We start from the raw sequence: 24466 nt of genomic DNA, 5'->3' as shown, positions 1-24466 counted from the left end.
AAATGACAACAACAACGAGCAACCAAAAAGACTCGACTAAGGCGGGGAGCCTTCGCCGAGTCGTTTCCTCAGCGGCTGTCGGTCAGTTTGTGGAGTGGTACGACTTCGTGGTTTACGCGTACACCGCCACAGTCTTGGCCAAGCTCTTCTTTCCGACACAGGACCCCGTGGCAGGTCTTCTCTCCACCTTCGCGGTGTACGCCGTCGGCTTCGTGATGCGACCGGTCGGCGGAATTCTGTTCGGCCATCACGGGGACAAGAAGGGACGACGGAATGTGCTTTCGGCGGTTATCCTCATCATGGGACTCGCCACCGTGGGCATTGGCTTGCTGCCGGCATATTCCGTCATTGGCTTGGCAGCTCCGATCCTCCTGGTGACCTGCAGGCTCGTTCAGGGCCTTTCCGCTGGCGCAGAAGCGATGGGCTCAAACGCTCTCGTTGCCGAGCACGCTCCCGCAACGCGCAGGGGATTCTTCGTCGGGCTGAGTTATACCTTCGCCAATCTGCCCGCGATCTTTGCCGCTCTGCTCATACTCGGGCTAACCAACACTCTTGGGTCCCCAGCCTACGGCGATTGGGGTTGGAGGATCCCGTTCCTGATCGGCGGGTTGATCAGCTTCTTCGGCCTTTACATCCGCCGCCGAGTCGATGAATCACCAGAATTTGAACAAGCATCAAGCCGGGACGAAATTCTGAAGGCGCCTGCGGTTTCCGTCATGCGGCATCACCGTAAGGCCTTGCTGTTCACGTTTGTCGTCGCCGCCCTGGCAGGACTCGGCTTCTACACGCTCACGGGCTACTTCGTGACCTTCCTGACCACAACCGTGAAGCTTTCAAGCAATGACGCTCTGCTTTCGAATTCGATCGCCGTCCTCATCGCCGCGGTTGCAACGCCGATTGCCGGCGCATGGTCAGACAAGTTAGGCCGGGGACTTGTGCTCATTTTTGGCGCAATCTTGTCGGCTGTGGTAGCAATTCCCGCTTACATGCTTGCCGGTACCGGCACCCTCGGCGGCGCCATCGTGGGGCAAGCGCTGCTGGCAGCCGCTTTGGGCATCTTTTTTGGGCCTGTGGGCATAGCGTACCTCGAGCGGTTCCCAGCCCACGTGCGGTTCAGCGGCTCGGCGCTGGGCTACAACCTGGCCTACATCGTTTTCGGCGGCACCGCACCCCTGGTCGCCACATGGCTGGTTGCCACCACCGGAAACTTGCTGTCCCCGGCCATCTACACCTCTGGGCTTGCCGCCGTCGTTGCCCTTGTGCTTCTGGTTTTTCAGAAAAAGGAGCGCTCCATTGGAACCACCGGAAAATAAGGATTCATATGACCTTCCTTGAAGTAGCCGTCATCCAGACAACTTCGTCTGATCTCGACCCGAAGAAGACAATTGACGCCGGACTGTCGCTGGTGCAACAAGCAGCTACGAAAGCCGACCTCATCGTCCTTCCCGAACTCTGGACCGGACTCGGTCTGAGCCAGCACAAGAAACCCGAGGAAATCAGCCAGCTCAACGAATACGTCGACAATGCACTCGAAGCCATTGCAAGGGACAGCGATTGCTACATCGTCGGCTCGACCTACCGCGAGGTCGACGGCCTCACAACCAACACGGCCGTCCTGGTAGGACCGAAAGGTCCGGTTGGCAGCTACACCAAAACCCATCTCTTTGACGCGGGGAACAGAACGGACATCACCAACCCGTCAAACGAGTCGGACAAGGTAGCTGCCGGATCAGAACTGCCTGTCTTTGATACGCCATTCGGGCTACTCGGAGTAACCATATGCGCTGATTTGCGATTCCCGGAGCCATACAGGGTTCTTGCGCTCAAAGGCGCCATAATCCTGATTAATTGTTCAGCCTTCCTCGCGCCACGAGCGGATCACTGGGAGTTCCTCCTGCGTGCCCGGGCCGTGGAGAACCAGGCGTTCGTCGTTGCATCCGGCCAATTCGGCGAAGAACCAGCAAGCGGGACAAGGTTTGTCGGAAGGTCAATGGTCGTAGACCCCTGGGGCCTTGTCATCGCTACAGCATCTGACCGAGAAGGGATACTGGCAGCATCACTGGACCTCGACCTCATCGATGCAACACGCAAACAGTTCCCCCTGCTGGAGCAGCGACGTCCAGAACTTTACGCAGATGTCTCTTCTCCTGTCGGCGCTGATGGACTGCTAGTGCTTCGGAACTGACAGGAGTGCGCTAGTCGGCGACCATGCTGGGAGGGGGCGGAAAAGGCCCTCCCCCTATGGTCGCCTGCATGATTCCGGGTTGAGCGTTGCATGGACCCCTGCTTGGGCGCCTGAATACGTCGAGCAAAGCTTTGATCCAACTTGTGCGGGTTCCCGGTGAGCCGCCCGGAGCATTTGGTTGCTCACGGGGTTGGTGCCGCGCTCCGGTTGGTGCCCGCTTCACCTTCGTGGCGAATGCTGAACCAGCCAAGCTTGCTGGTGCCCTCCAAGGTAACAACGGCGTGCTCCCGCAAGCGCTCCCGCGCCAGGACACTGTCACCAGCGCAGACGGCTTGAATCAGCTGGGAGTGGCCGGCCCCGGGAAAGGACTCCAAGTCGGGGGCGCCTAAATTGCCAAGCCATTCCGTCATGCTCGCTTGTATCTGCCGTTCCGCATCAAGCAGTCTCCGGGAATCGGAAAGTTCGGCAAGGGCTAGGTGGAGCCGCGCATCTGCGAGACGATACTCATGATCTGTAAGGTTCCCGCCGTCGGCGATCTCCTGGAGATGGTGCAGGCGAGGAATCTGCTCGGACGTAATCCGCTTAGCTGCTCGCGCGACCGCTTCGCCCGAGACTGCTATGCGCCAAGTGATAAAGTCCGCGAATTCGTAGGCCGTGGGCTTCGGCTCCGCGCCAGCAGATATTGCCGCAACCACGTCCGACTGGACATAGGTACCGGCATGTCGTCCCCGGCGCGTCTCGACGAGGCCATTCGACCGTAGCGACTGCAGGGCCGCTCGCACCGTCATGGGTGCAACATCGAAGCGAGCGGCCAGCTCCTGTTCTGATGGCAATCGTGCGCCGGAGGGAATCTCTCCGGAGGCTATGAGCTCGGTTAGGCGTCGAACGATCGCTTCAGAAATACCGGCAGGGCCGATCTGATCGAGAAATTGAGTCCAAGTGTTGTGCGTCATGACTTCTATACTCTAGAGTTTATATGTACCTACGGCCAAGCCAACACACGCGACTGGTCCACTGCCAGTCAACCACGCCCTCAACGTGAGGGCCCATAGTGGCGGTTGTGAGAGAGCCGATCTGATAACCAGAAGAACAACCCCTCGGGCGTTGTTCGCGGGATCGGGAGGCGTGCTGGGGGACGCAAAGAGGCGACTCGGCGCGTTCGGCCGGGTTGTGGCCGTGCTGGCGCCTCACGTACATGAGCTGACAAGCCCGCGTAGTGGGCGTGAAATGACGTGCAACACGCTGCGGCATGTCGACGAGCCGCCCCTTTTCAGAAACGACGGACTGCGAAAAAGGAAGATAATGACTGGTATCCGCGGAGTTATAGCAATGCCCGCCAGGCTTTCGATTAAGTCGACCGATGACCGCGTCGCAATTGCGAACCGCGTCTTCCATGACGTCGTCAGCTTGGTCGAAGCAGCAGGGTTGAAGGTCTTGATAGTTCGAGACCTGGACTTTGATACCGCTTCCGTCGACGGAATCGTCCTCCCGGGCGGCGGCGATGTGGACCCGGCCCGATACGGCGGCACCGACGTCGATTCCGTCTACGACCTGAATGCCGAACAAGACGCGCTCGACTTCGGATGCGCGGAACGGGCCGTTGACAGCGGGTTGCCCCTCTTAGGCATCTGTCGAGGAGCTCAGGTACTCAACGTCGTCCGGGGCGGAACCCTTTACGAAGATCTCGCTCCGAGTGACGTCGAGCACCGAAAACTGGCGTCCCCTCACGATACGGATACGTGGGCTTGGCATCAGGTCGAGGTCAAGGCCGACTCTTTGCTCGCCGAGTGCTCGGGCAGCACGTCGTTCATCGTCTCGTCGGGACACCATCAGGGAATACGTCGCCTCGGTGAAGGATTGGACGCGGTTGCGACCGCCAATGATGGCCTCGTCGAGGCGATCGAGGACAGGGGCCGGCGTCTGCTCGGAGTCCAATGGCACCCCGAGGCTGCAGGCCTCGATCCCGCGCTTCAAGCTGCGCCGTTCAGGTGGCTGGTTGACGCTGTATCAGCTCGAACGGTTGGGAAATAGCAATGCAGAACGTCACCACATTTTCGGCCAAGACCCAAGCGGGACCACATCTAGAACGTGGCCTTAGCAACCGCCATCTTCAACTCATTGCGATCGGCGGCGCAATCGGCACTGGGCTGTTCATGGGCTCCGGAAAGATGATCAGCGTGTCAGGCCCCGCTGTCATCTTCGTCTTTCTCATCATCGGCTTCATGCTGTTCTTCATGATGCGTGCGATGGGCGAACTCCTTCTGTCGAACCTCAATTACAAGACTTATGGTGATATCGCAAAGGACTTGATCGGCCCCTGGGCCGGATTCATGCTCTCCTGGACGCACTGGCTCGCTTGGATCGTCGCGTGCATCGCGGACATCATCGGCATTGTCGGCTACGTGTCCTTCTTCAATGCAGACATCCCCCGGTGGCTTCCTGCGCTCGTGACGATAGTCGTCCTCACTGCGCTCAACTTGCAGCCCGTCAAATTCTTCGGGGAAACGGAGTTCTGGTTTTCGATCATCAAGGTCGTTGCAATCCTCGCACTCATCAGCACGGGCCTCGTGCTCATACTGACTGGCTTTCGGAACCCCGAATCAAACACGGCCGCGTCGTTTTCGAACCTTTGGGAGCACGGAGGGATGTTTCCGATGGGAATCATGGGCTTCATCTCCGGCTTCCAAATGGGCATTTTTGCATTCAACGGCATCGAACTGGTCGGCATGGCGGCCGCCGAAACCAAGGATCCCTGCAAGAACGTGCCAAAAGCGATAAATTCGATCGTCGCCCGCATCCTCATTTTCTATGTAGGCGCGCTTGCGATCATCATGTCGGTCACACCCTGGGACCAGATCCGTCCCGACGTCTCACCATTCGTGACGACATTCTTGTACGCCGGGCTCGGCCTCGCCGCGATCATCATCAATCTCGTTGTGATCACCTCGTCAGCATCGAGCGCAAATTCAGGCCTCTACTCAAACGCGCGCATGCTATTCAACATGGCGCATGATGGACATGCGCCTGCTTTCCTGGCCCGACCGGCACAAAAGGGTGTCCTGCGAGGCGCGGTACTCGTAAACTTTGCAGTCATGCTCCTTGCGATCCCAATGTTGTACGCGGGTGACAGCATCATCTGGGTTTTCACACTCGTCGCGACAGCATGTGCAGTATTCGGCATCCTGATTCGCTCCACTGTGACTGTCAGCTACATCCGCTACCGCCGAATACGTCCGGAGTGGCACGCGCGCTCCCGATTCAAGATGCCGTTCTCTGTGGCGATGCCGCGGGTACTCATCGTCTTCGACATATTCGTGATCAGCGCGCTACTGGTTGCCGAGGACACCCGCCCGGCCGTTTTCGCCGTCGCCGTTTGGCTGTTGATTCTCGCGGTCGCTTGGCAGCTATGCAGGCGGAAGCTGATCCAGGAGGGACGCCCGGTCACGCGGCCGATCCCCACCATAGGTTCAATGGACGATGAGAGCTGATTGGCCGACGTGTCCGGCCGTTGGGCTGCAGGGCGGGCAGTGCCGCGGCAGCAGCGGCGGAACGGCACCGGCTCTCTACTACAGGTCGCCTTGAGTCCGTGGCTGGCCCGGAGCCCCTCCCCCAAAGCTTATTTCCATGAGCCGATAACGGATGTTCCGTCGCGCTGTGGGTGAGCCTGCGGATGCGGCTATTTGCCGGGTCTGCCCAGGGACTCAGCCAAGAACGGCCGGGGGGCGGGGAACGGGAATCACTCCGGGCTGGCTTGGCGCAGGTACTGGTAGACCGTTTCCCTGCTGATGCCGTAGTCGCCGGCAAGGATGACTTTCGGAACACCGAAGCCGGCGCGCTGGACCAGTTCGGCTGCCCGTTCCGGGGTCAGGGTCTTTTTCCGTCCCTTGTACGCTCCGCGTTGCTTGGCCACGGCGATGCCTTCGCGTTGGCGTTCCCGAATCAGGGCTCGTTCGAACTCGGCGAAGGCGCCCATGACGGAGAGCATCAGGTTGACCATCGACGAATCCTTGCCGGTGATACCAGGCTCTCTTTAACGAACTCCACCCTCACCCCTCGCCGGGTCAGACCCTGGACCAGGGCCCGCAGGTCATCGAGGTTCCGTGCGAGCCGGTCCATGCTGTGCACGACGACCGTGTCTCCGTCGCGGGCAAAGCGCAGCAGCTCAGCAAGCTGAGGCCGGACGGTATCCCGGCCGGAGGCTTTGTCGGTGAACACCCGGTCCAGTACCTGGTCTTCGAGCTGGCGCCGCTCGTTCTGATCCAAGGTCCTGACGCGCACGTAGCCGATGCGCTGACCTGCCATGGCTGCCTCCAACCCTTGATGTGTGAGATCGAGTGTCAGGGCGTCGCAGCGGAACATCAAGGCCCCTCCCGTGCGGGGTAGTGGGGCACCCCGGTCAGTCCAAGTCGTCGGCGAGGCCGTCGAAGACCAGGTAGTCGCCGTGGGCGGGCTGGAAGCCGAACCTTTCCCAGTACCGTCGCAGTGCGGCCTTCCCGGCAACGTGCTCCGGGCTGCCTTCCATGGGGCCATTGTCGGTGAGGGCGGGAGTGGCTTCCAGAATGACTTTGACCGATGACCTGCCGATCGTGCTGAGGATCGCATTCAGGATCACGTGGCCGAGTTTGTTTCCGCGGAATTTCGGCGCCACTTTCAGCCACGACAGGATCATCAGGTCCCCACCGAGACTCATGTCATCGATCAGGTCCGGGCGATTGATCGTCAGCATTTCACCGACGTTTGCCACCTCCTGGTTCACCGCGTCCAGGGTCAGGAACAGGTCAATGGTCCCGGCGTCGGGCACGATGTACAGCTCGGCCTCCCCGACGGACACCTCCGTGCCGTCGCCGCCGTCATCCTCCCCGTCCCAGACTCGGCCCTTGACCTTTACGGTCCAGAACATCGGGTAATCGTCCGGGTCATGGCGAACCCCCCGGCACGCCACGGAACGTGCAGCGGTAGTCATAGCTCAGATACTCCGGAACAAGGTCCGCCGTCGAACTCCTTAAAGTGGCAAGCATTCGGCCAAGGGGGCACGCTTTCCGACCGCCCGGCTGCGCTGTTACGTCTTGGTCTGATGGGGATGGCTGGTATGGACCTGTTTCAGGAAAACCACCTGGTCCACAACATAGAACCAGATGCGGGCATCACCTTTGAGGGTCGGCTTGTGCTGCCACCGCTCATGAGTCGCTCCGTCCCTGGACACCACGCCCAGCTCACCGCGCAAACGGTAATTTGTGGTCGTCTCGAGCAGCGGAGTCCGAGTCAAAAATTCCCAGGAGTCCACCAACGGGTTCCTGATCGTCGCTTTCAGATCGATCCAGCCGCGCTTCGCTTGGGCTGACGCGAAACGGAGTTCGTAATCGCTTTTCTTTGTCGGCCGCTCGACTTTTTCGTTTTTGGCCATACCCTACGGACGCTCGACGGTCTCGGCGTCATCAAGCCACTCCAGAGGTTCCCTGCCGAGGCCAGCGGCTATCGCGGCTGCAGTTTCACGCCAGGCATTGACTTCCATGATGGCCAGGTGCGGCTGGTTGGTCGCGAACGATGCTCGTGCCGCCCTGACAATATCGGCGGCGCAGCGCTCCTGATCGTCCGGGCTCAACGCCAGCATCCATGGAAAGCGGTCGCCCATGCGGCTGGCAAGGCTTCCGTCCGTGCTGCTGGTCACCGCGATCAGCTGTGCGGCGAGTTCCAGCAGCGAGGCTCGGGCCTTGTCCGCGCTCTCGGACATCAGAACCAAGGATTCGCCATCGCGACGGGTGACCTGGACAGGATGATCGGCGGCCGCGGCGAAGACATCGGCAGAAGCGCGACTCAGCTCAGAAGACTGGAACGTCGTTCGGGGACTTACCGCTTGGCTCATTCTTCAACACTAATCAGAATGTGTTCTGAAGTCCACCGGAACGCGCAGCGCTTCGTACTTCGGTCAGGTGACAGAGACGACACGCCGTCCGGTCGCAATCCTGTTGGCCAGCGAGATGTGGGAAGGGCCAGGAAATTGGGACAAAACGGGATGGAAGCGTGTCAGTTTAGATTGGGGAGCTCTCCCTTGCCTCCCTGCGCTGATAGACGGAAAATTTATCCACTGAGTTATGCAGTCACCAACGCTAGCGATCAAGAGCCAGGGCATCATGTCCACCAATGCTGACCAGCACGGCGCGAGGGAAAGTACCCGTGGTGTGCCCCGCACGTTCCCAGACATTTCCGCCATGAACACGGCTCAGGCGGTCTCCCGCATACTTGGCGGTGCTTTGGCGGGCATCGGAAGCACTGTCGTCGTCCTTCTGGAGCTGGGCCGCCGAAGGCGGCCTCGTCTCTGGACGCTTCCGCGCCATCTGCCCCGGACCCCACCAACGCCCGGTCTCACAGGTCGTGGCGACTTCACAGGTGGTGGCGGGCCCGTTCCGTCCGAGATCAGAGCCCTGCGTCGCGGCGGAGGTTGAGACCTAGGCGAGCCCGTCACTAAAACCACCCCATAGGGTCCGTACGAAAAGTCGGGCACGAAACTGAGTGGCAATAATGCATCTGTCACCAACAACCGGGTGACCGATTCTTGGGAGCAATCATGGATACCTCCACGATCTTCGGGTTCATCCTCGGGTATCTGGCCTCCATGGCAGGCGTTTTCCTCCTTTACCTTCCGGACCTCGTTTTGCTCGTCGCCCTACTGATCGCTGCCGGAGTACTTCAGCTGATATTGCTGCCATTCATCCTGCTGGTGAGGACACTGCGACGGCGCCAGGACGCGGACACGGATTCGTCCTGGCTCTTGGACCGCGGAGGGTAGTCACGGGTTTTGAGCGGCCATACGGCTCGGTGTCAGCGATGTGGGGTCGTGTTGAGGTGTTTGGTGTAGCAGCGGCTGAGTTGTTTGTCCTGGTATGGCGGGTAGTTCGGGATCGGGGTGTAGCTGGCGCGGGTGTAGAGGGCGATCGCTTCGGGTTGGTGGATCCCTGTTTCGAGCCTGATCTCGGCGTGGCCGAGGGCCGTGGCGGTTTTTTCGGCGTGCTCGAGCAGGGTGGCAGCGACGCCGCGGCCGCGTGCCTGTAGTGCGACGTACATGCGTTTGAGTTCGGCGGCTCCGTCGGGCAATGGCTGGATGGCGCAGCAGCCGATCGGCGATCCGTCGATTTCAGCGAGGAGGAAGCGGATGCCGGGGTGAACGTGCAGTCCACCGGTGCAGGGTTCGTCGGGGTATCTGGCGCTAAGGTCGGCGTCGAGTTCGGCGACAAGGCCCTGGATCCGCGGGTCTTGGGCGTTGGTGGCGGTGATGACGGGTACGGTCACTGGTGTGGTTTCCTTTCCAGGATGAGGTCGAGCTGGGTGTGCAGGATGCTCCGTTGGAGCTCCGGCGGGTAGGCGTCAGGGTCCGTGATGGCATTCAGGGCGAGCCCGTCCAGGCACACGACAAGGGCCCGGATCCGCTGTTTCAGCTCCCCGGCTGCGGGGCCGGGCCCGTACGTGGTTCGTGCAAGAGCGGTGAGGCGTTCGATCCAGGACGCGTGGCTGAGGGTGTGTTCCCGCAGTAGTTCCGGATCGTGGCGGTTCGATAGCTGGAAATAGGACCAGACGACTGCTTCCAGGGTGCGCTCATCGTCCAGCGGCAATGCCTGCTCGGCTACGTCATACAAGGTGTCGCGGGCATCGCTTCGTGAAGGCATCGCGTCGATCCGTTCGGCCATGCGGACGTGCATCAGTGACCGGGCGTGGGCCAGCAGTGCCCTTTTGTCCCGGAAATAGTGCGCGACCATACCGGTCGTGCAATGCGCCGCGGCCGCGACGGCGCGCAAGGTCAAGCCTTCCAGCCCTGAAGCGGCAACGACCTGCCACACCGCGGCGGAGATTTCCTCGCGACGCTGTTGATGATCAACCTGGCGGGGCATGAGCCTCATTATCCGTAGTATCCGCCGAAAAACGGGCGGATATGGCCGACGGGTGACCCGGCAGCTCAGTCGCATCGGGTGCTTGAGTGGGGTTTGACGAAGTCGACGTGGGCCTGGTCGGGATTCGACACACAGAACGGCGCGGTGACATAAGTGCTAGATAACTAGCACTTAACGCCGATGATGGAGATTCCGTAAAGCTGGAGTTCGATGGCAGGGGAGAGGCATCGGTCTCCAGTCATGAATGCGTGGCCTGAAAGAATGGCCTGCATGGAGAACGCCTATACCGGGATGGGCGGGAAATCAGAGTCGGGAAGGCGTCGCTGCTGTGTCTTTCGCGTCGATGCGGAGGGTAGGCCGCGTTCCCAGCCGTTTTCCGGTTTCTTTTCTCGCTGATGTCCGGTGGATCCCCTTGCAGGATGGGTCAGCTCGCTGATTGACTTCGGACACAGTGTTGGACGGTCGTCGGGTCGGGGGTCAGTTGGCTGGGGAATTTCATGATGATCTGGTCATGCAGTCGTTGCTGCTGGATGAGATTGGTCAGTCCGTGATCGGTATGGATGGTCAGTGGCGGATTACGTACTGGAACCGGGCGTCTGAGCGTTTGTATGGGTTTGGCTCGGCCGAGGTGCTGGGTGCGAAGGTGACGGATCTGGGGGTTTTCGGGGGTCCGGAGATGCGGGAGCGGGGGGCGGCGGGGCGTGAGATAGCGCACCGGGTGGCCAATGGCGGGGACTGGTCCGGGGAGTTGTGGATGCGTGACCGTTCGGGTCGTGAGTTCCCGGTACATGCCACGGTCAGCCCGATCCGCGGCCGGCATACGGTGCCCGTGTCCGTCGTGGCGATCTCGAAGGACATCACTGACAGGAAGCACACCGAGGCGATCCTGCGCCGGCTGTCGGCAATGGTGGAGTCCTCTGGGGATGCCATCATTGGCGCTGACCTTACCGGGAAGATCACCAGCTGGAACGCGGGCGCTTTTAGGATGCTCGGTTGGAGTTCCGTGGAAGCGGTCGGGCAAAGTTATCGCTTTCTGGCCATCCGTGATGCGGGAGGCTTTGGTGATGAAGTCGCCACGCGCATAGGGCAAGGTTCATTTGTGACCGGGCTCCAGACGCGTTGGCGGTGCAAGGACGGGTCCGTGATCGATGTTGAACTGACGGTGTCCCCGGTGTATGACCAGGACGGCGCGCAGGTCGGAGCCTCTGCCATCGCGCGGGACGTTACCGTGATCCAGCAGTTGAAAGGCGAGGCAGCAGCCGAGCGGGAGCGACTCCTCGCCGCGCAGGAGATGGCGCACGTCGGGAGCATCGAACATACCATCGCTACCGGGGAGATCTGGCACTCCGAAGAATATGCCAGGATTTTCGGGCTGCCGGCCGGCTACCGGGCCACCCTTGGCTCACTGTCCGAGCTGACGCATCCTGAGGACCGCGATGTAGTCCGTCAGGTGTGGAAGAGTCTTGAGGACGGGCTGGAATCGGCGGATTTCGAGTATCGGATCATCCGGCCTGACGGGCAACAGCGATGGCTGCATTCGCGGATCCGGAGCCTGGACAGTCCGGACGGGCAATCGCGCCGGTTCCTGGACACGGTCCTGGACATCACCGAACGCAAGAACGCGGCGCAAATACTGGAGCACCAGGCACGCTACGATGCGCTGACCGGCCTGCCGAACAGGTATCTGATCACCGACGTCCTCCAAGGCCTCCTTGACCAGCAGGGGAGCCCTGTGGTGATGTTCGTGGACATTGACCGGTTCAAGCTGATCAATGACGGCATCGGACATGGAGCCGGCGATACGATTCTGACGATCCTCGGGGAACGGCTCGGCCGGGCGGTCCGTGACGGGGACACGGTGGGCAGGTTCGGGGGAGATGAGTTCGTCGTCGTGTGTGCGAACCTGCTGATGCGCGGAGCGAGGACCTTGGCCGAACGGATCAGGGGATGCACCAAGGACCCGTTCGAAGTCGAAGGGCGGCGAATTTACCTCAACCTTAGCGTCGGCATTGCCTTTGCAAGGCTCGACGATACCGCCGAATCAATGCTGCGCGGGGCGGATGCGGCCATGTATCGGGCCAAGGCTGCTGGCGGGGACTCCTCGGCCGTTTACGACGCGCGAATGACCGGGCGGGCCACCGGGCGACTGGACCTGGAATCGGATCTGAGGCTTGCCCTGGACCGCGGGGAGCTAGGCCTGAACTACCAGCCGATCATCGACCTCACCACCGAAGCCACCGTCGGTTTCGAAGCATTGCTGCGCTGGCACCATAGCGAACTCGGCCTGATCATGCCTGACACGTTCATTCCGATTGCCGAAGAGACCGGGCTGATCGTCCCAATCGGCACCTGGGTGCTCCAGGAGTCACTGCGGCAAGTGCAGCAATGGCGGCAGCAGCTCCCGGGCGCCGCGGAGGTCTTCGCGGCGGTGAACATTTCAGGACGTCAACTGGTAGCGGGGGATTTCCCCCGGGTTGTTGAGGCGGCCATCACCGGTTCCGGCATCGACCCATCGGCGGTGAACCTGGAAATCACCGAAACCATACTGATGGATCAGCCTGATCTGCCCAAGGAAACCCTGCAGCGGCTCTCCGCCATCGGCGTCGGGTTGTCCATCGACGACTTCGGGACCGGCTACTCCTCACTGAGCTATCTCAAATGGCTCTCTGCCCGGACACTGAAAATCGACAGGACCTTCGTTGAGGAACTCGGAAGCGACCCCCATGGAGCGACGATCATAGAGCTCGTCCTCGGCATGGCCGACAGCCTCAAGCTGGAGGTCATCGCAGAAGGCGTGGAAACCAGCGATCAACTCGCCGAACTGCGCCGCCTGGGCGTGCGCCTCGCCCAAGGCTACTTCTGGAGCAAACCACTGCCCCCGGACCGTATCACGACCTGGCTGAACGCCACCACGCGCCTCCCGGAAAGGGAACTGACACCGAAAGCACGATAAGACTCCCCGTCCGGTCCGCCCACGGGGTGGGCTACTTGGTGGCGTTCGGGTGGTGGGTGCGGACGTCGATGAGGAGCACGGATCCGTCACGGACGTAGAACCAGATCCTCGCACGATGGGACAGCTCATACTGTCGGCGGCGGTGGGTTGCCCCTTTGTGGGTGACGAACTCCAGATCGCCTTTTATGCCATGACAGGTCTGGTCGTTGCTCAAAGGATCTTTGGTCAGACGCTCCCATGCCCCCACGACAGCGTTGCGTTGCCCGTCACTGATCTGGTAGCAGCCAGCCGTCGGCGATCAGCAGTTCCCGGAGGGCAGGCCGGCTGAGGGGTTCCGGGCCGTCGTGGGCCTTGCGGCGAACGGAGACGAGGAGCTTCTTCACGCCGTCGGCGCTGATGCCCAGGCTCGCGCCGACATCGGCCATCGTCCCGCCGGAGCCGCCCAGGTACAGCGTGACGGCTTCGTGTTCGCGTGGGGTGAGGCGGATCCGCGGGCCGGGGACGTCAAAGACGCCGGCAAGCTCGGGCAGCACGAACTTCTCGCCGCGGGCGGCGGCGAGGACGGCTGTGACGAGCACTTCGGCCCCCGCCGTCTTGGGTATGTAGGCCAGGGCGCCGGCGTCGAACGCTTGCCGGATCACCAGTGGGGTCGCCAGGGAACTGCAGACCACTACTTGTGATCCGGTCGAGAGAATGGCCTGGATTTTGGAGCGGAACGGGATTCGGTCACCGAGGAGGATGTCCAGCAGGACAACGTCGGACAACTGCCCCATCGAGGCGACGAGCTCGGCCCAGGAGCTGAACTTGCCCACCACCTGCACCGTTGCGGCGTTGGCCTCGAGCCAAGAAGCCAGACTCTCCCGCAGCAGTGCGTGGTCTTCGAGGATGTCCACCTGGATCTTTGGCGCTGCCGCCTCGAACCGGCGCCGGAACAACCCCACTTGGTGTGCTCCTTTTCGGCCGACGACGCTATTCGTCAACCACTCTTCCCTCCCAATTTCAAGATCCCGCACTGCAGAGGGACAAGAAATCCTCAAGATTCGGGCACCTGGAAAGAAAGCAGCTACGCGAGCTCCGGAGATCCTTGCGCCCCTGAACCCTGCCACGTAGCTTTGAGGAAGCGGACGTATGCGTCCGGGGGCATCGGGTTTGAAGCCGGTGGCCAGTCAGATTCAGAGAAGGAACATGGCCGTGGCAACAGGTATTGTCAAGTGGTTCAACGCCGAAAAGGGTTTCGGCTTCATTGCCCCCGACGACGGTTCGGCGGACGTCTTTGCCCACTACTCGGCGATCGCCACGAGTGGGTACCGATCACTGGACGAGAATCAGCGGGTCCAGTTCGACGTCGTGCAAGGCCCGAAAGGCCCGCAGGCGGAGAACATCCAGCCACTGTGAAGCGAGGGCTCTGTTCCTAGATAGTTCCGCGGGGATCGCGGTTATTGGTGTCGGGTTCACGTGAAATCTCCATGCCGTGCCGGCCGGGATCGGGCACTCATGCGCGTGTGCGCCAGGATTTCCGCAAGCTCGGCAAGCCGGTGTGCGCGTGCTGATTCAGCCGGTGTGAACGGCTCGCCCGGACGGGCGAACAGGAGCGGTCCGTGCCAGGCGGTGGGGATCTTGAGGAACGTCGTGGAAGGCCCGACGGCGGCGCCCGCCCCGACGGCCTGACCCTCAGGTTGGGATGTGACGATTTTCGCCGCGAGGAGTTCCGCGACCGCCAGCGGCAGTTCGTCCGGGTTTTCGACGATCCGCGCAGCCAGGCTGAGGGCCTTGGTCTGGCCGTCCGCCATGGCGAGTGCAGTGGTAGGCCACACGCGGGAGTCCCGGCCCCCGCCGTCGTCGAGCGCTGTTAGTAGTTCTTGCTCGCGGAGGTGGCCCGGGGCGGCCAACACGAATTCGTCCATGACGGCACCATCCATGGGGTGCACATGGATGCTGAGGATGTTGATGTCCGTTCGCGCGAGCGATTGGGTGATGCGTTGAAGGGAACCCGGCTGGTCGCGGAGCACGGTCCTCGCCCGCCAAAGCGCCGGGGCCGAATGTAGCTTCCTGCGGTGCCGGAGGGCGGGCGCGTGGATCCAACGCCGCAGGATCCTGGCCGCCGAAGGCTCCGCGACCCAAATGACGAGGACCGTTGCGGTCACGGTCAGGAGCAGTACCTTGGCCGGATACGGCAATTGCGTTTCAACGACGGCGGCGTGGACAAGAAGTTCGATGGGCAACATCACGGCGATTTGTGCAGCAGTGACCCGGGTCTTCGGAGCCTCGGGCATCTGGCCGCACACTTCGCAGGAGAGCTCGACTGTAACGGCGGTCCTCTTGTTCGGCTTCATGGCACTATCGTCCCCGAGCCCTGTTTCAGGTGGATTGCGCCTGCGTCACGATCTTGGGCGACCCAGGATGGGCCGGCTCAGCACCGACCGTACGTGCCGAACCGGCCGTAGGGTCCGGACTTAGCGGGTGCGCTCGTCGCTCTTGTTGGCGGCGGTGAGCTCGGACAGGAGGTCGCGGATTTCAACAAGCAGGGCGGTGTCAGCCGGAAGCGGTTTGTCCTCGGGCTCTTCGATGGAGGCACGGCGCTTGGTCAGTTCGTTGAACTTGTTCATGGGCGCCACGAAGATGAAGTACACCACGGCGGCCGTGATCAGGAAGGTTACGAACGCGGTGATGACGGCGCCGATGTTGACGAACGTCTTCGCGTTGTCGGGCCAAATGGCGAAGCCCAGTCCCTGGGCATTGACTCCGCCCGCGGCGGCGATCACGGGGTTGATGATGTTAGTGGTGAACGCTGTGACCAGCGCTGTGAATGCGGTGCCGATGACGACGGCGATGGACAGCTCGACGATATTTCCACGAAGAACGAAGTCCTTGAAACCTTTGAGCATGGAATTTCCTCCGGTGAATGGGTGCGGGCGACGTGGCCGGAATGAGCCCCGGCCCAGCTGGTAACAACCGAAATGAGACTATCAACCGAAACCACGCAAGCGTCGTACTCCCGGCCAGCTTTTTGTCATTCAACGGAAGGCGATCGGGCTTCCCGAATGCGCCCGGCGTAATATCGGGCCGGATGCCAGTGCCGCCGTCGGACACTAGAAGGTGCGCGGTACAGCGCCCAAGAGAAGCAAATAAAGGCAGGCAACCCATTGAGCGCCCTGGCGGAGATGTTCAGGATCGGTCCAGGCAACAAGGACCATCACCCGGCTATACGTTGCGCGGTGGGCGTCTTCCTGCCCTTGATCACACTCGTGTTGTTCCGGCGGCTGGACCTTGTGGTCTTCGCCAGCTTTGCTGCGTTCACCAACATCTATGGCCGCAACGAGCCCCACAGCCACCGTTTTCGAAGCCAACTCCGCGCCGGTTCGTTGCTGCTCGGCATCATCCTGCTGGCCACCCTGACCGCCAGGGCTGGACAGGGCTCGGACGTATACGTGTGGATACTCACGCTTGGTACTACGCTGGTTGCTGCGTTTTGCTCCGTGGCGACGGCACTATGGCGGCTCCGTCCGGCAGGTTCCCTGTTCCACATTTTCGCTTTCGCCGCGATCGCCTCGGTACCTCAGCAGCCGCCGCTGTGGGAAGGGATGCTCGCCGCCGTTTTGACCGCGGTGTTGGCGTTGCTGATCGGAATGTCGGCGCGGCTGGTGCCGAGCCACCGGACGCCCTGGAAACGACCGTTGGCGCAAAGGCTGTTGCCGCAGGAAATCCGGGCGGCGTGGCTGGAAGGCTTGGGCTACTTCGTGGCCGCGGGGCTGGCGGGAACGCTTGCTACCTTGGCTGGGCAATGGCTCGGGTTCGGACACGGCTATTGGGCCATGGTGGCGGCAGTGGTTCCCTTGGTGGGGCGCAGTACCCGGCATCGGGTGCAACGGGGAATCCAGAGGATCGTCGGGACCCTGCTCGGTTTGCTGGTACTGGCCGGAATCCTGTGGCTCGGCCCGGCGCCATGGCAGATGGTGTTGGTGATTGCCGCATGCCAGTTCGGGGCTGAGCTCTTCATCGCGCGCCAATATCTTGTGGCACAGATAGTCGTGACGCCGCTGGCGCTCATTTCCACTCTCCTGGTGGCCAACGTCCCGCCCGGGCTCTTGTTGCGGGACCGCGTCGTGGAGACCGTGATCGGGGCCGCCGTCGGCGTCGCAGTGGTAGTGGCGCCCGCGGCGTGGACCCGGCTCCGGGCCGCTGTGGGATGAAGTGTCTTAAGAGAAGAACTAGTTTTCGGACAGGCGTTTCTCAATCGCCAACCTTGTGGCACCTTATGTTAAGGGACTTATGATTTCCATATACCCCATTCAGCATGTTTACCGGGAGAACGCACCATGCTTCCTGAAGATTCCACTTGGACTACCATCGACCGCATCCAGAACCTGATCCTGGAGAGTGCCGACTTCGAGGAGTTCCTCAATGAGCTGGCGCGGTTTTCTGCCCACCAAATGGCAGGCGACGGCGATGACGCGCTCTGTGGGATCACGCTCCTGCGCGAGCGGAAGGCCCTCACGATTGGGTGGAGCAGTGATGAGGCCCGCAAAGTGGATGAGATCCAATACTCCTTGGCACAGGGACCATGCTTGACGGCAGCCGAAGAGGAAAGGGAAGTCCACGTCCCGGATCTCCTCGAGGAGGATCGTTGGGGTCCTGACTATGCGAATGCTGTCGCCTCGCACGGCCTGCGATCGGTGTTGTCGTTGCCGTTCAACCTCGAAGGAGAGGCCAAGGCGGCACTCAACCTGTACTCCGAGGCCCCCCGCAAGTTCGACGAAAGGGCCGCAGACCGGGCCCGCGGGTACACCCGTGAGGTATCGCAGGCATTGCGTCTTGCCATCCGGTTCGCCCTCCATGCGGACAGTGCAAAGAACCTCCGGGCGGCGATGGAGTCCCGCACCATCATCGATATCGCCGTGGGAATCGTCATGGCACAGAACCGCTGCAGCCAGGAGGATGCAGTCCGGATCCTGACGGAGACCTCGAGCAACCGCAACGTGAAATTGCGCGATATCGCCAAGTCCTTGGTGGATTCCATTGACTCAGCGGGCACCCTCACCCACTTCGAAGAGCCGGCCCAGGAGCCGGGCCGCTCCCGGGTGGGATGAGTCCGGCCCTCTGATGGTAAACGCCAGGGTGTACAACGAGGGTTCTACGGGATAGGCTTCCCAAGGTTGAGCTAACGGCCATAGACACCTCTTTTGGAGTACCTATGGACCGCAGATTGCACGCCCTCGTAAGATTCGATGTTTCCACTGACTCGGTCGAAATCGACGTGCGGGGAAGCCTGAACCAAGATTCGAGGCCCGCGCTTGTTCACATCGTTCGCCGGATTCGGCGAATGGGCGTCACCTCCCACATCAGAGTGGGCTTTTCCCACGCCGCGATTGTCGAATCGCAGGCCTTGGCTGGACTCCGCAACGACCTCAACGCGATCGACGGCGGAACCACGGAAGTTGGCCTCGCCACCGGATCCGTGGTCTCACTGGAATTCACGGACAAGCCAGCGAGCCTCCCCCTCGGGCCCCCGGTGGGATCGAAAGCCATCGAGATCAGCGGTGAATTCGCAGCGTCGATCGACGCGGCGGGAGTCCAACCGCTGGACAAGTGCTCCGATGAAGAACTTTTAGCTGCCAGTGATTTCGCTTTCGGCCTGCTGGACCAGCCCAGCACATCTGCCTCTCCGGTAGTGCTGGCGCACTACGACGCGATCGGCTTGGAGATCGCTCGGCGCGAAACCAGGGCTGGCACAGCGGATCCCACGTTGTCGCTGTAAACTGAAGTCCGCCATTCAATGGAATTTGTGGAAGCGGTGAAGACACAGTGGCCAACTCGGCATCCGGCGATTCCGTGGTGGACCGCATCGCCCGGATCATAGAGGCTTTCCCCGAAGGCTCCACGTCCTTACAACTTTCCGAACTCGCGGAAACCGCCGGCTTGCCCCTCACCAGCGCCCACCGCCTGGTCCGGCAGCTCGCCGAATACGGACTCCTGGAACTTGGTGCCAGGGGCAACGTCCGCCTGGGCATCAGGCTGTGGGAACTCGTCAACCGGAATTCGCCGACGCTGGCCCTCAGGCAGGCGGCAAGTCCGTTCATGGAAGACATCCAGCAGGTCCTGAACCAGAACGTCAACCTCGCCGTGCTCGACGGCTGGGAGGCGTTGTTCGTCGAGCGTCTTTCCCGCCGCGGATCCGTGGCCAACCGGGCCCGGGTTGCGGGGCGCATGCCCATCCACATCTCCTCGGCCGGCCTGGCCCTCATGGCCAACCAGTCCCGCGAGCAACAGGCGCAGTACCTCAGGCAGTTCAGCGACCCTGACAGGAAGGTGACGGCCGACATCGTGCGCCATCTGTTGGCCGAAACCGCCCAACAGGGTTTCGCGCAGCTCGCCGGTGTGGTCGACCCCGATACATGGGGGATTGCGGTGCCGGTCATGGACGGCAAGCGGCGCACCATCGCCGCGCTCGGCGTCGTCGTTCCGCTGGCGGAAATGCGCCTGCAGGCCCTCGTGCCGGCGCTGCAGACCGCGGCCCGGGGTATCGGGCGCCAACTTGGGACCCAGCGAGACTAATTTCCGTTCAACGGAATTCGGCTAACTTCAGCCATGGGGCGGGGCCCACACTGTTTGCAGAACCCGCGGCTCCCGCCGCGGTCCCGCAAGGAAGCTCAGCAAATCTCCGCAAAACTCCGCAATGAAGCGAGGACACCAGTGGCACGAAAAACCATCACCACCCAAGTGGCCATCATGGGCGCTGGCCCTGCTGGCCTCATGCTCTCCCACTTGCTGGCCAAGTCCGGGCTCGAATCCACCGTGATCGAGGTCCGCAGCCGCCAGCAGATCGCCGAAACCGTCCGCGCAGGCATCCTGGAGCACGGGTCCGTGAACCTGCTAGTGGACAGCGGCGTCTCGGATCGCGTCCTGCGCGACGGCGACCGGCACGACGGCATCGAACTGCGGTTCAACGGCGAAAGCCACCGGATCGATTTCAAGGAACTCGTCGGGGAATCGGTGTGGCTCTACCCGCAAACGGACGTCTTCCTGGATCTCGCCGCGCGGCGAGAGGACGACGGCGGTGACGTCCGCTACAGCGTCACGGACACCAGCATCCACGACCTCGAAGGCAAGCCCAAAGTCTGGTTCACCGACGCCGATGGCCAGGAATTCGAGATCCAGGCCGATTTCCTCGTGGGCGCGGACGGTTCCCGCAGCCACTGCCGTATCCAGATCCCGGAGGCCACCCGCAAGTGGTACTTCCACGAATACCCCTTTGCCTGGTTCGGCATCCTCGCGCAGGCTCCGCGCAGCTCGGACGAACTCATCTACGCCAACTCGGAGAACGGCTTCGCCCTCATCAGCCAGCGCACGGAGCATGTCCAGCGGATGTACTTCCAGTGCGATCCCAAGGAAAACGTCGCCGATTGGGACGATGAACGCATCTGGTCCGAATTCCGCAAGCGCGTCAACGGAAACGGCTTCGAGCTCAAAGAAGGCCCGGTCCTGGAAAAGGTGGTCCTGCCGTTCCGCAGCTTCGTCCACACACCCATGCGCCATGGGAACCTCTTCCTCGCCGGCGACGCCGCCCATACTGTCCCGCCGACGGGTGCCAAGGGACTCAATTTAGCCCTGCACGACGTCAAGGTGCTTTTCGAAGGCCTTGAGTCCTTCTACTCGAACGGTTCCAGCGGCCTGCTTGAGTCCTACAGCGACCGCGCCCTGGAGAGGGTCTGGAAGGCCCAGCACTTCTCGTACTGGATGACGTCGATGTTGCACACCGTCCCCGGGGCTGACGACTTCAGCCGGGCCCGCCAGCTCGGCGAACTCCGCTCCGTTGTTTCGTCCCGGCACGCACGGGCATACCTCGCGGAGTCCTACACGGGGTGGCCGACGGGGGAGTAGGCCGACCCCGCGGCAGGGCGGAGATTCAGCACTCTCTTAACAGCTCAGTGCCTCCGTGGGTTTGACCTCCACATAGTAGACCGAACCCGAGCCCGGAGCGAGGTGCCGGTGGGTCTGGTGGCGGACTGGCCGGTATTCATGGCCGAAAGGGTCGCGCACCGTGGCCTGTTCAAGGTGATCCAGCCCCGCTAGGAGCCCGTCTATGTCCCTCAGCGTCGCCGGGTGCGTTTCCTCTTCACCTACATGCAGCACCCATGGTGTGCCGTTGGCATTCCGCGCGCGTTCGAGGGTGAGGATTTCAAACAGTTCGGCCACGAGGGCCTCGCGGGTTGCCGGGAAGAAGCGCTGCAAACGATGCGCCGGAAGATTCCGGTGCCGGTTGTTCATCCATGCCTGGCGCAGCCAGCTGAATTCCACCGGGCCCAACGAGGGGCCGAGGCAGAGGTTCCTGTCTTTATCCAGGGTGAGTCGGCAATCGTTGCCTTCCCGGTCAAGGACGCAAGCTGCTTCGTCCAGGTACTCAAGGTCTTCCAGCATCGCCGCCTCGGACCGGTAGTAGGTGAACTCTCCGATGTCATCGACCACGACGTAGTCTTTCGGACGCGTGCGCGGGGCCGTGGCGTCGGGTGCCGTTCCCTTGATCAGCGCAGTGCGCTTCATAGTGGATTCATCTCCTGTGGAGGACCGATCCAAGGCCCCGCTGGTCTTGGATTCCTCTCTTTCATCACACCACCCGACAGGCCGTCCCCCCGGATCTTAATGGGTTCCATATGCCTGCAGGTACAGATTTAGCACTCCCTTAACGGGCAGGGCTCGAGTGCTGGCGGCAGGCGTGGCAGACTTCGGCCATGAGTATCGAGCACTGGTGGCCGAAGCTGAAGCCGTCAACACGAAAATGGTTGATCGAGAACAATGGCGATGCAATTCCCCCCGAAATGATCGACGAGATCACCCGAGCTGGCGGCCCGATCGCTTCCGATGTCGGTCAAAGCGGGCCTTCGGGGTTCTATTTCTCAGACGAAACGGTCGACTGGATCGAAGCGGTAGCGAACGGCGAAGCACCCGGAGTGCCCTGACAGCGATCTGGGCACCTTACCGTGGTGCTCAGCCGACGTGGACCCAGGGGCGCCGGGTGACGTCGGGTTCGGCTTCTCGCAACACTTCCCTGGTGACGGGGGCGATCTCCCCTTCGCCGAGGAAGAGGAACTTGAGGAGGTTGATGACCGGGTTTCCCTCGGTCCAGCGGAAGTAGATGTGCGGCATCAGGCCGGTCGCGTCCCGGATGTGAAGGAGCACCGAAGCGATCGTGTTCGGCACTACGGGCCCGTGGACCTCCAGGACCCGGTAGCCGTGCCTGTTCACGCCGCGCACTTCAAGTTCCGTTTCGAAGTCGGAGGAATCGTCGACGATCACCTCCAGGAACAGCGCCTCCTGGTCCAAGGGCAGGTGGCTGACTTCGATCGCGGAATTGAGCTTGTCCCGGTAGGCCTCCCTGCTGATGCGCAGCGGCTCGTGGGAAATGACCGCGAGGGGCCCGTCTTGGACATCGGAGAGGAATTCCAAGGCCTGCCGGTCCAGCCGGACATGGCTGGCGTGCAGCTCAAAGGAGCGCATGATGCGCGACAGGAGGGAGATGACGATGATGCCCGCGATGAAGATCGCGGCGATGCGGATGCCTTCCGGACGTTCGAACATGTTGGCGATCGTCGTGTAAATGAACACGACTGCGATGATCCCGAAGCCCGCCATGCGTTTTCTCTGCCTCGCCCGCCGGGCCGAGAGCGTTACTGCGACTGCGGCGGAGGTCATCAGGACCAGCACCCCGGTTGCGTAGGCGCCGCCCTGGGCATCGACGTCGGCATCGAAGAGAAAAGTGATCAGGAACCCGATCAGGGTGAACACCAGGACCAGCGGACGCACTGCCTTGGCCCACTCCGGAGCCATGCCATAGCGGGGCAGGTAGCGGGGCACGAGGTTCAGCAGACCAGCCATGGCAGAAGCGCCGGCGAACCAAAGGATAGTGATGGTGCTCAAGTCATAGACGGAACCGAACCCCACACCCAGGTACTGGTGTGCGAGGAAGGCCAATGCGCGGCCGTTGGCTTGTCCGCCGGTCTGGAATTCCTGCTCGGGGATCAGCACCACTGTGATGAAGCTAGTGGCAAGCAGGAAAGAACTCATGATGACCGCCGCTGAGGTGAGCAGGCGCCGGGCGCCTTTGATGCGGGTGACGGGGTTTTCCTCGGTGTCGCCGGGGCCTCCCTTGATCTGCGGCATGACGGCGACGCCGGTCTCGAAGCCAGACATGCCCAGCGCCAGTTTGGGGAAAACCACCAACGAAATGCCGACCACAACAAGCGGACTGCCATGCGAGGTGGACAATGCCGTCCACCAATCGCCGACTGCCACGGGATGCGTGATGACCTCTGCCAACGTCACCACGACCAGCACTGCGTTCAGGCCCAGGTACAGGATGACGAGGGCAACGGCTACTCCGATGGCTTCTTTGAATCCCCTCAGGAATACCGCGGCGAGCAATGCGAGGAGGAACAGTGTGACGGTGACGTTCTGTCCCTGCAGCCAGCCGGGCGTGATCGGGTTCTGGATCAGGTGGGCGGTGGCATCGGCGGCGGACAGGGTCATGGTGATCATGAAGTCAGTCGCGGCGAAACCCAGCAGCACCAGGACGAAGAGTTTGCCGCTCCACCGAGGCATCAGCCGCTCCAGCATGGCGATGGATCCCTCGCCGCGGTGGCTTTCGCCCGCTACCCGCCGGTAGACCGGTAAGGCACCGAGCAGGGTGAGTCCCACCAGCACCAGGGTGGCCAGCGGGGAAATCACCCCGGCGGCCAGTGCCGCGATGGCAGGCGCGTATCCCAGGCTGGAGAAGTAGTCCACGCCGGTCAGGCACATGACCTGCCACCACGAGTGCTTCTTCAGATGTGAATCGCTCACGGCACCGGGGCCCTGATGGGTCCCCTTGCTGTCTTGCAGTCCGAAAAGCAGCCATGTCCGTAAGGAAGACATGCCTCCTGGCCGTGGTGCCGAAGGATCGGCCGGCGGCCTGCTCAAGGTAGTCATGGTGTCCTTTCCGCGCAACGCGGAGCTCCGCGATCATTGCTGAACATAGCACCGGCAAGAAGTCTTTTCGCTGGTGGAAGCCGATCTTGACGAATCCTTAACGTCCACGGATCGGAAGCCACAGCCCACCCTCCGGGAGTCGCGCTTGTTAAGAAGGCGTCAAGATTCGGCCCCGCCGTGTTAAGGAACCATCAGGAACCGCTTTTCGCCGCGGGGCGAGGAGTTGACTGGCATCAGCCCCGCAAACGGGGCAAGGATGAAAGGACGTTCCAGTGGCCGACGTGGCTGTTGTGGGGATCTTCGTGGTGTCAATGGGGATCGTGATGTGGATTGCCCGTCTTCTGGGCAAAATCGTCGATGGCGATGGGCCGGTGAACGGGCGGTGAGCGCGGATGCCGTGATGTGGTTGGTCTTGTTTATTGCGGGCCTGTGCTTGTTCGGCTACCTGTTGCTCGTCTTGATCCACCCGGAAAAGTGGTGATCCGG

At 61.9% G+C, this 24466-nt stretch carries 26 protein-coding genes and 1 pseudogene; 14 read left to right on the top strand and 13 right to left on the bottom strand.

The features are described from left to right. Positions 1 to 2: 2 nt before the first annotated feature. A complete protein-coding gene (locus J2S96_RS06015) occupies positions 3 to 1313 on the top strand; it encodes an MFS transporter (protein WP_306860913.1) in 1311 nt (436 codons plus the stop codon). Positions 1314 to 1321: 8 nt separating this feature from the next. Then, entirely contained in the window at positions 1322 to 2185 is an 864-nt protein-coding gene (locus J2S96_RS06010; RefSeq protein WP_306860911.1) for a carbon-nitrogen hydrolase family protein, read from the top strand. 182 nt (positions 2186 to 2367) lie between these two features. On the opposite strand, the gene J2S96_RS06005 is transcribed toward J2S96_RS06010, so the two are convergent. Continuing rightward, entirely contained in the window at positions 2368 to 3138 is a 771-nt protein-coding gene (locus tag J2S96_RS06005; protein ID WP_306860910.1) for a FadR/GntR family transcriptional regulator, read from the bottom strand. Between the two features lie 349 nt (positions 3139 to 3487). Here J2S96_RS06005 and J2S96_RS06000 point away from each other — a divergent pair, with 349 nt between their 5' ends. Both J2S96_RS06000 and J2S96_RS05995 read left to right on the top strand, forming a co-directional pair. Beyond that, positions 3488 to 4216 (top strand): gamma-glutamyl-gamma-aminobutyrate hydrolase family protein, encoded by a 729-nt coding sequence (locus J2S96_RS06000; RefSeq protein WP_306860908.1) that lies wholly within the window; start codon positions 3488 to 3490, stop codon positions 4214 to 4216. Positions 4217 to 4218: 2 nt separating this feature from the next. Beyond that, a complete protein-coding gene (locus J2S96_RS05995; RefSeq protein ID WP_306860906.1) occupies positions 4219 to 5673 on the top strand; it encodes an amino acid permease in 1455 nt (484 codons plus the stop codon). Positions 5674 to 5921: 248 nt separating this feature from the next. On the opposite strand, the pseudogene J2S96_RS05990 reads toward J2S96_RS05995, so the two are convergent. The 4 genes and pseudogenes from J2S96_RS05990 to J2S96_RS05975 form a co-directional block, all read right to left on the bottom strand. Continuing rightward, positions 5922 to 6487: pseudogene (locus J2S96_RS05990) on the bottom strand (recombinase family protein). 94 nt (positions 6488 to 6581) lie between these two features. Continuing rightward, a complete protein-coding gene (locus J2S96_RS05985) occupies positions 6582 to 7148 on the bottom strand; it encodes a hypothetical protein (protein WP_306860904.1) in 567 nt (188 codons plus the stop codon). A gap of 96 nt (positions 7149 to 7244) precedes the next feature. Next, the gene (locus tag J2S96_RS05980; protein WP_306860902.1) at positions 7245 to 7589 is read right to left on the bottom strand and encodes a hypothetical protein; all 345 of its coding nucleotides are present in this window, start codon (positions 7587 to 7589) and stop codon (positions 7245 to 7247) included. A 3-nt stretch (positions 7590 to 7592) separates the two neighbouring features. Beyond that, positions 7593 to 8048, bottom strand: coding sequence for a prevent-host-death protein (locus tag J2S96_RS05975; protein WP_306860900.1), 456 nt, complete (start codon positions 8046 to 8048; stop codon positions 7593 to 7595). A 702-nt stretch (positions 8049 to 8750) separates the two neighbouring features. Here J2S96_RS05975 and J2S96_RS05970 point away from each other — a divergent pair. Then, positions 8751 to 8972 (top strand): hypothetical protein, encoded by a 222-nt coding sequence (locus tag J2S96_RS05970; protein ID WP_306860899.1) that lies wholly within the window; start codon positions 8751 to 8753, stop codon positions 8970 to 8972. A 32-nt stretch (positions 8973 to 9004) separates the two neighbouring features. On the opposite strand, the gene J2S96_RS05965 is transcribed toward J2S96_RS05970, so the two are convergent. Further along, positions 9005 to 9472 (bottom strand): GNAT family N-acetyltransferase, encoded by a 468-nt coding sequence (locus J2S96_RS05965; protein ID WP_306860897.1) that lies wholly within the window; start codon positions 9470 to 9472, stop codon positions 9005 to 9007. Continuing rightward, positions 9469 to 10077, bottom strand: coding sequence for a TetR/AcrR family transcriptional regulator (locus J2S96_RS05960; RefSeq protein ID WP_306860895.1), 609 nt, complete (start codon positions 10075 to 10077; stop codon positions 9469 to 9471). The genes J2S96_RS05965 and J2S96_RS05960 overlap by 4 nt, the downstream gene beginning before the upstream one ends. 502 nt (positions 10078 to 10579) lie before the next feature. Between J2S96_RS05960 and J2S96_RS05955 the strand changes: the two genes are divergently transcribed. Continuing rightward, a complete protein-coding gene (locus J2S96_RS05955; RefSeq protein WP_306860893.1) occupies positions 10580 to 13021 on the top strand; it encodes a sensor domain-containing protein in 2442 nt (813 codons plus the stop codon). A gap of 31 nt (positions 13022 to 13052) precedes the next feature. Here the strand turns inward: J2S96_RS05955 and J2S96_RS05950 are convergent, their stop codons facing one another. Together J2S96_RS05950 and J2S96_RS05945 are read right to left on the bottom strand one after the other, a co-directional pair. Further along, positions 13053 to 13235, bottom strand: coding sequence for a hypothetical protein (locus tag J2S96_RS05950; protein ID WP_306860891.1), 183 nt, complete (start codon positions 13233 to 13235; stop codon positions 13053 to 13055). 52 nt (positions 13236 to 13287) lie between these two features. Then, positions 13288 to 13962 carry a response regulator gene (locus J2S96_RS05945; RefSeq protein WP_306860889.1) on the bottom strand — a complete coding sequence of 225 codons (675 nt, stop codon included), beginning with the start codon at positions 13960 to 13962 and terminating at the stop codon, positions 13288 to 13290. Positions 13963 to 14212: 250 nt separating this feature from the next. Between J2S96_RS05945 and J2S96_RS05940 the strand changes: the two genes are divergently transcribed. After that, positions 14213 to 14416: a cold-shock protein gene (locus tag J2S96_RS05940; RefSeq protein ID WP_306860887.1), complete on the top strand. Its 204-nt coding sequence runs from the start codon at positions 14213 to 14215 to the stop codon at positions 14414 to 14416. 56 nt (positions 14417 to 14472) lie between these two features. On the opposite strand, the gene J2S96_RS05935 is transcribed toward J2S96_RS05940, so the two are convergent. Both J2S96_RS05935 and mscL read right to left on the bottom strand, forming a co-directional pair. Beyond that, positions 14473 to 15354, bottom strand: coding sequence for an ACT domain-containing protein (locus J2S96_RS05935; RefSeq protein ID WP_306860886.1), 882 nt, complete (start codon positions 15352 to 15354; stop codon positions 14473 to 14475). Between the two features lie 120 nt (positions 15355 to 15474). Continuing rightward, complete coding sequence (mscL, locus tag J2S96_RS05930) at positions 15475 to 15906, bottom strand: large conductance mechanosensitive channel protein MscL (RefSeq protein ID WP_306860884.1); 432 nt, start codon at positions 15904 to 15906, stop codon at positions 15475 to 15477. A gap of 258 nt (positions 15907 to 16164) precedes the next feature. Here mscL and J2S96_RS05925 point away from each other — a divergent pair, with 258 nt between their 5' ends. From J2S96_RS05925 to J2S96_RS05905, 5 genes are all read left to right on the top strand, one after another. Continuing rightward, on the top strand, positions 16165 to 17211 hold the full coding sequence (locus J2S96_RS05925; RefSeq protein WP_306860882.1) for an FUSC family protein: 1047 nt from the start codon (positions 16165 to 16167) through the stop codon (positions 17209 to 17211). Between the two features lie 126 nt (positions 17212 to 17337). Beyond that, entirely contained in the window at positions 17338 to 18108 is a 771-nt protein-coding gene (locus J2S96_RS05920) for a GAF and ANTAR domain-containing protein (protein WP_306860880.1), read from the top strand. A gap of 104 nt (positions 18109 to 18212) precedes the next feature. Further along, positions 18213 to 18776: a hypothetical protein gene (locus tag J2S96_RS05915; RefSeq protein ID WP_306860878.1), complete on the top strand. Its 564-nt coding sequence runs from the start codon at positions 18213 to 18215 to the stop codon at positions 18774 to 18776. Positions 18777 to 18823: 47 nt separating this feature from the next. Continuing rightward, a complete protein-coding gene (locus J2S96_RS05910; RefSeq protein WP_306860876.1) occupies positions 18824 to 19573 on the top strand; it encodes an IclR family transcriptional regulator in 750 nt (249 codons plus the stop codon). Between the two features lie 138 nt (positions 19574 to 19711). Then, positions 19712 to 20899 (top strand): 4-hydroxybenzoate 3-monooxygenase, encoded by a 1188-nt coding sequence (locus J2S96_RS05905; RefSeq protein ID WP_306860874.1) that lies wholly within the window; start codon positions 19712 to 19714, stop codon positions 20897 to 20899. Between the two features lie 36 nt (positions 20900 to 20935). Here the strand turns inward: J2S96_RS05905 and J2S96_RS05900 are convergent, their stop codons facing one another. Further along, entirely contained in the window at positions 20936 to 21559 is a 624-nt protein-coding gene (locus tag J2S96_RS05900) for a hypothetical protein (RefSeq protein ID WP_306860872.1), read from the bottom strand. A gap of 188 nt (positions 21560 to 21747) precedes the next feature. Here J2S96_RS05900 and J2S96_RS05895 point away from each other — a divergent pair, with 188 nt between their 5' ends. Continuing rightward, positions 21748 to 21975: a hypothetical protein gene (locus J2S96_RS05895; protein WP_306860870.1), complete on the top strand. Its 228-nt coding sequence runs from the start codon at positions 21748 to 21750 to the stop codon at positions 21973 to 21975. 28 nt (positions 21976 to 22003) lie between these two features. On the opposite strand, the gene J2S96_RS05890 is transcribed toward J2S96_RS05895, so the two are convergent. Beyond that, positions 22004 to 23926 (bottom strand): amino acid transporter, encoded by a 1923-nt coding sequence (locus J2S96_RS05890; RefSeq protein WP_306860868.1) that lies wholly within the window; start codon positions 23924 to 23926, stop codon positions 22004 to 22006. A gap of 454 nt (positions 23927 to 24380) precedes the next feature. Between J2S96_RS05890 and J2S96_RS05885 the strand changes: the two genes are divergently transcribed. Further along, a complete protein-coding gene (locus J2S96_RS05885) occupies positions 24381 to 24461 on the top strand; it encodes a potassium-transporting ATPase subunit F (protein ID WP_306861296.1) in 81 nt (26 codons plus the stop codon). The last annotated feature ends 5 nt before the right edge of the window (positions 24462 to 24466 follow it).

This window comes from Arthrobacter bambusae (assembly GCF_030812595.1).
GTDB classification, from domain to species: domain Bacteria; phylum Actinomycetota; class Actinomycetes; order Actinomycetales; family Micrococcaceae; genus Arthrobacter; species Arthrobacter bambusae_B.
The sequence above is the reverse complement of the archived record's forward strand: the minus strand, read 5'-3'. Positions and strand labels throughout refer to the sequence as shown.

Bases quoted from the DNA above. Each gene is read 5' to 3' on its own strand.
- J2S96_RS06015 (WP_306860913.1), top strand. From the start codon at position 3: ATGACAACAACAACGAGCAACCAAAAAGACTCGACTAAGGCGGGGAGC.
- J2S96_RS06010 (WP_306860911.1), top strand. From the start codon at position 1,322: ATGACCTTCCTTGAAGTAGCCGTCATCCAGACAACTTCGTCTGATCTC.
- J2S96_RS06005 (WP_306860910.1), bottom strand. From the start codon at position 3,138: ATGACGCACAACACTTGGACTCAATTTCTCGATCAGATCGGCCCTGCC.
- J2S96_RS06000 (WP_306860908.1), top strand. From the start codon at position 3,488: ATGACTGGTATCCGCGGAGTTATAGCAATGCCCGCCAGGCTTTCGATT.
- J2S96_RS05995 (WP_306860906.1), top strand. From the start codon at position 4,219: ATGCAGAACGTCACCACATTTTCGGCCAAGACCCAAGCGGGACCACAT.
- J2S96_RS05985 (WP_306860904.1), bottom strand. From the start codon at position 7,148: ATGACTACCGCTGCACGTTCCGTGGCGTGCCGGGGGGTTCGCCATGAC.
- J2S96_RS05980 (WP_306860902.1), bottom strand. From the start codon at position 7,589: ATGGCCAAAAACGAAAAAGTCGAGCGGCCGACAAAGAAAAGCGATTAC.
- J2S96_RS05975 (WP_306860900.1), bottom strand. From the start codon at position 8,048: ATGAGCCAAGCGGTAAGTCCCCGAACGACGTTCCAGTCTTCTGAGCTG.
- J2S96_RS05970 (WP_306860899.1), top strand. From the start codon at position 8,751: ATGGATACCTCCACGATCTTCGGGTTCATCCTCGGGTATCTGGCCTCC.
- J2S96_RS05960 (WP_306860895.1), bottom strand. From the start codon at position 10,077: ATGAGGCTCATGCCCCGCCAGGTTGATCATCAACAGCGTCGCGAGGAA.
- J2S96_RS05955 (WP_306860893.1), top strand. From the start codon at position 10,580: ATGCAGTCGTTGCTGCTGGATGAGATTGGTCAGTCCGTGATCGGTATG.
- J2S96_RS05935 (WP_306860886.1), bottom strand. From the start codon at position 15,354: ATGAAGCCGAACAAGAGGACCGCCGTTACAGTCGAGCTCTCCTGCGAA.
- mscL (WP_306860884.1), bottom strand. From the start codon at position 15,906: ATGCTCAAAGGTTTCAAGGACTTCGTTCTTCGTGGAAATATCGTCGAG.
- J2S96_RS05920 (WP_306860880.1), top strand. From the start codon at position 17,338: ATGCTTCCTGAAGATTCCACTTGGACTACCATCGACCGCATCCAGAAC.
- J2S96_RS05915 (WP_306860878.1), top strand. From the start codon at position 18,213: ATGGACCGCAGATTGCACGCCCTCGTAAGATTCGATGTTTCCACTGAC.
- J2S96_RS05900 (WP_306860872.1), bottom strand. From the start codon at position 21,559: ATGAAGCGCACTGCGCTGATCAAGGGAACGGCACCCGACGCCACGGCC.
- J2S96_RS05895 (WP_306860870.1), top strand. From the start codon at position 21,748: ATGAGTATCGAGCACTGGTGGCCGAAGCTGAAGCCGTCAACACGAAAA.
- J2S96_RS05890 (WP_306860868.1), bottom strand. From the start codon at position 23,926: ATGTCTTCCTTACGGACATGGCTGCTTTTCGGACTGCAAGACAGCAAG.
- J2S96_RS05885 (WP_306861296.1), top strand. From the start codon at position 24,381: ATGTGGTTGGTCTTGTTTATTGCGGGCCTGTGCTTGTTCGGCTACCTG.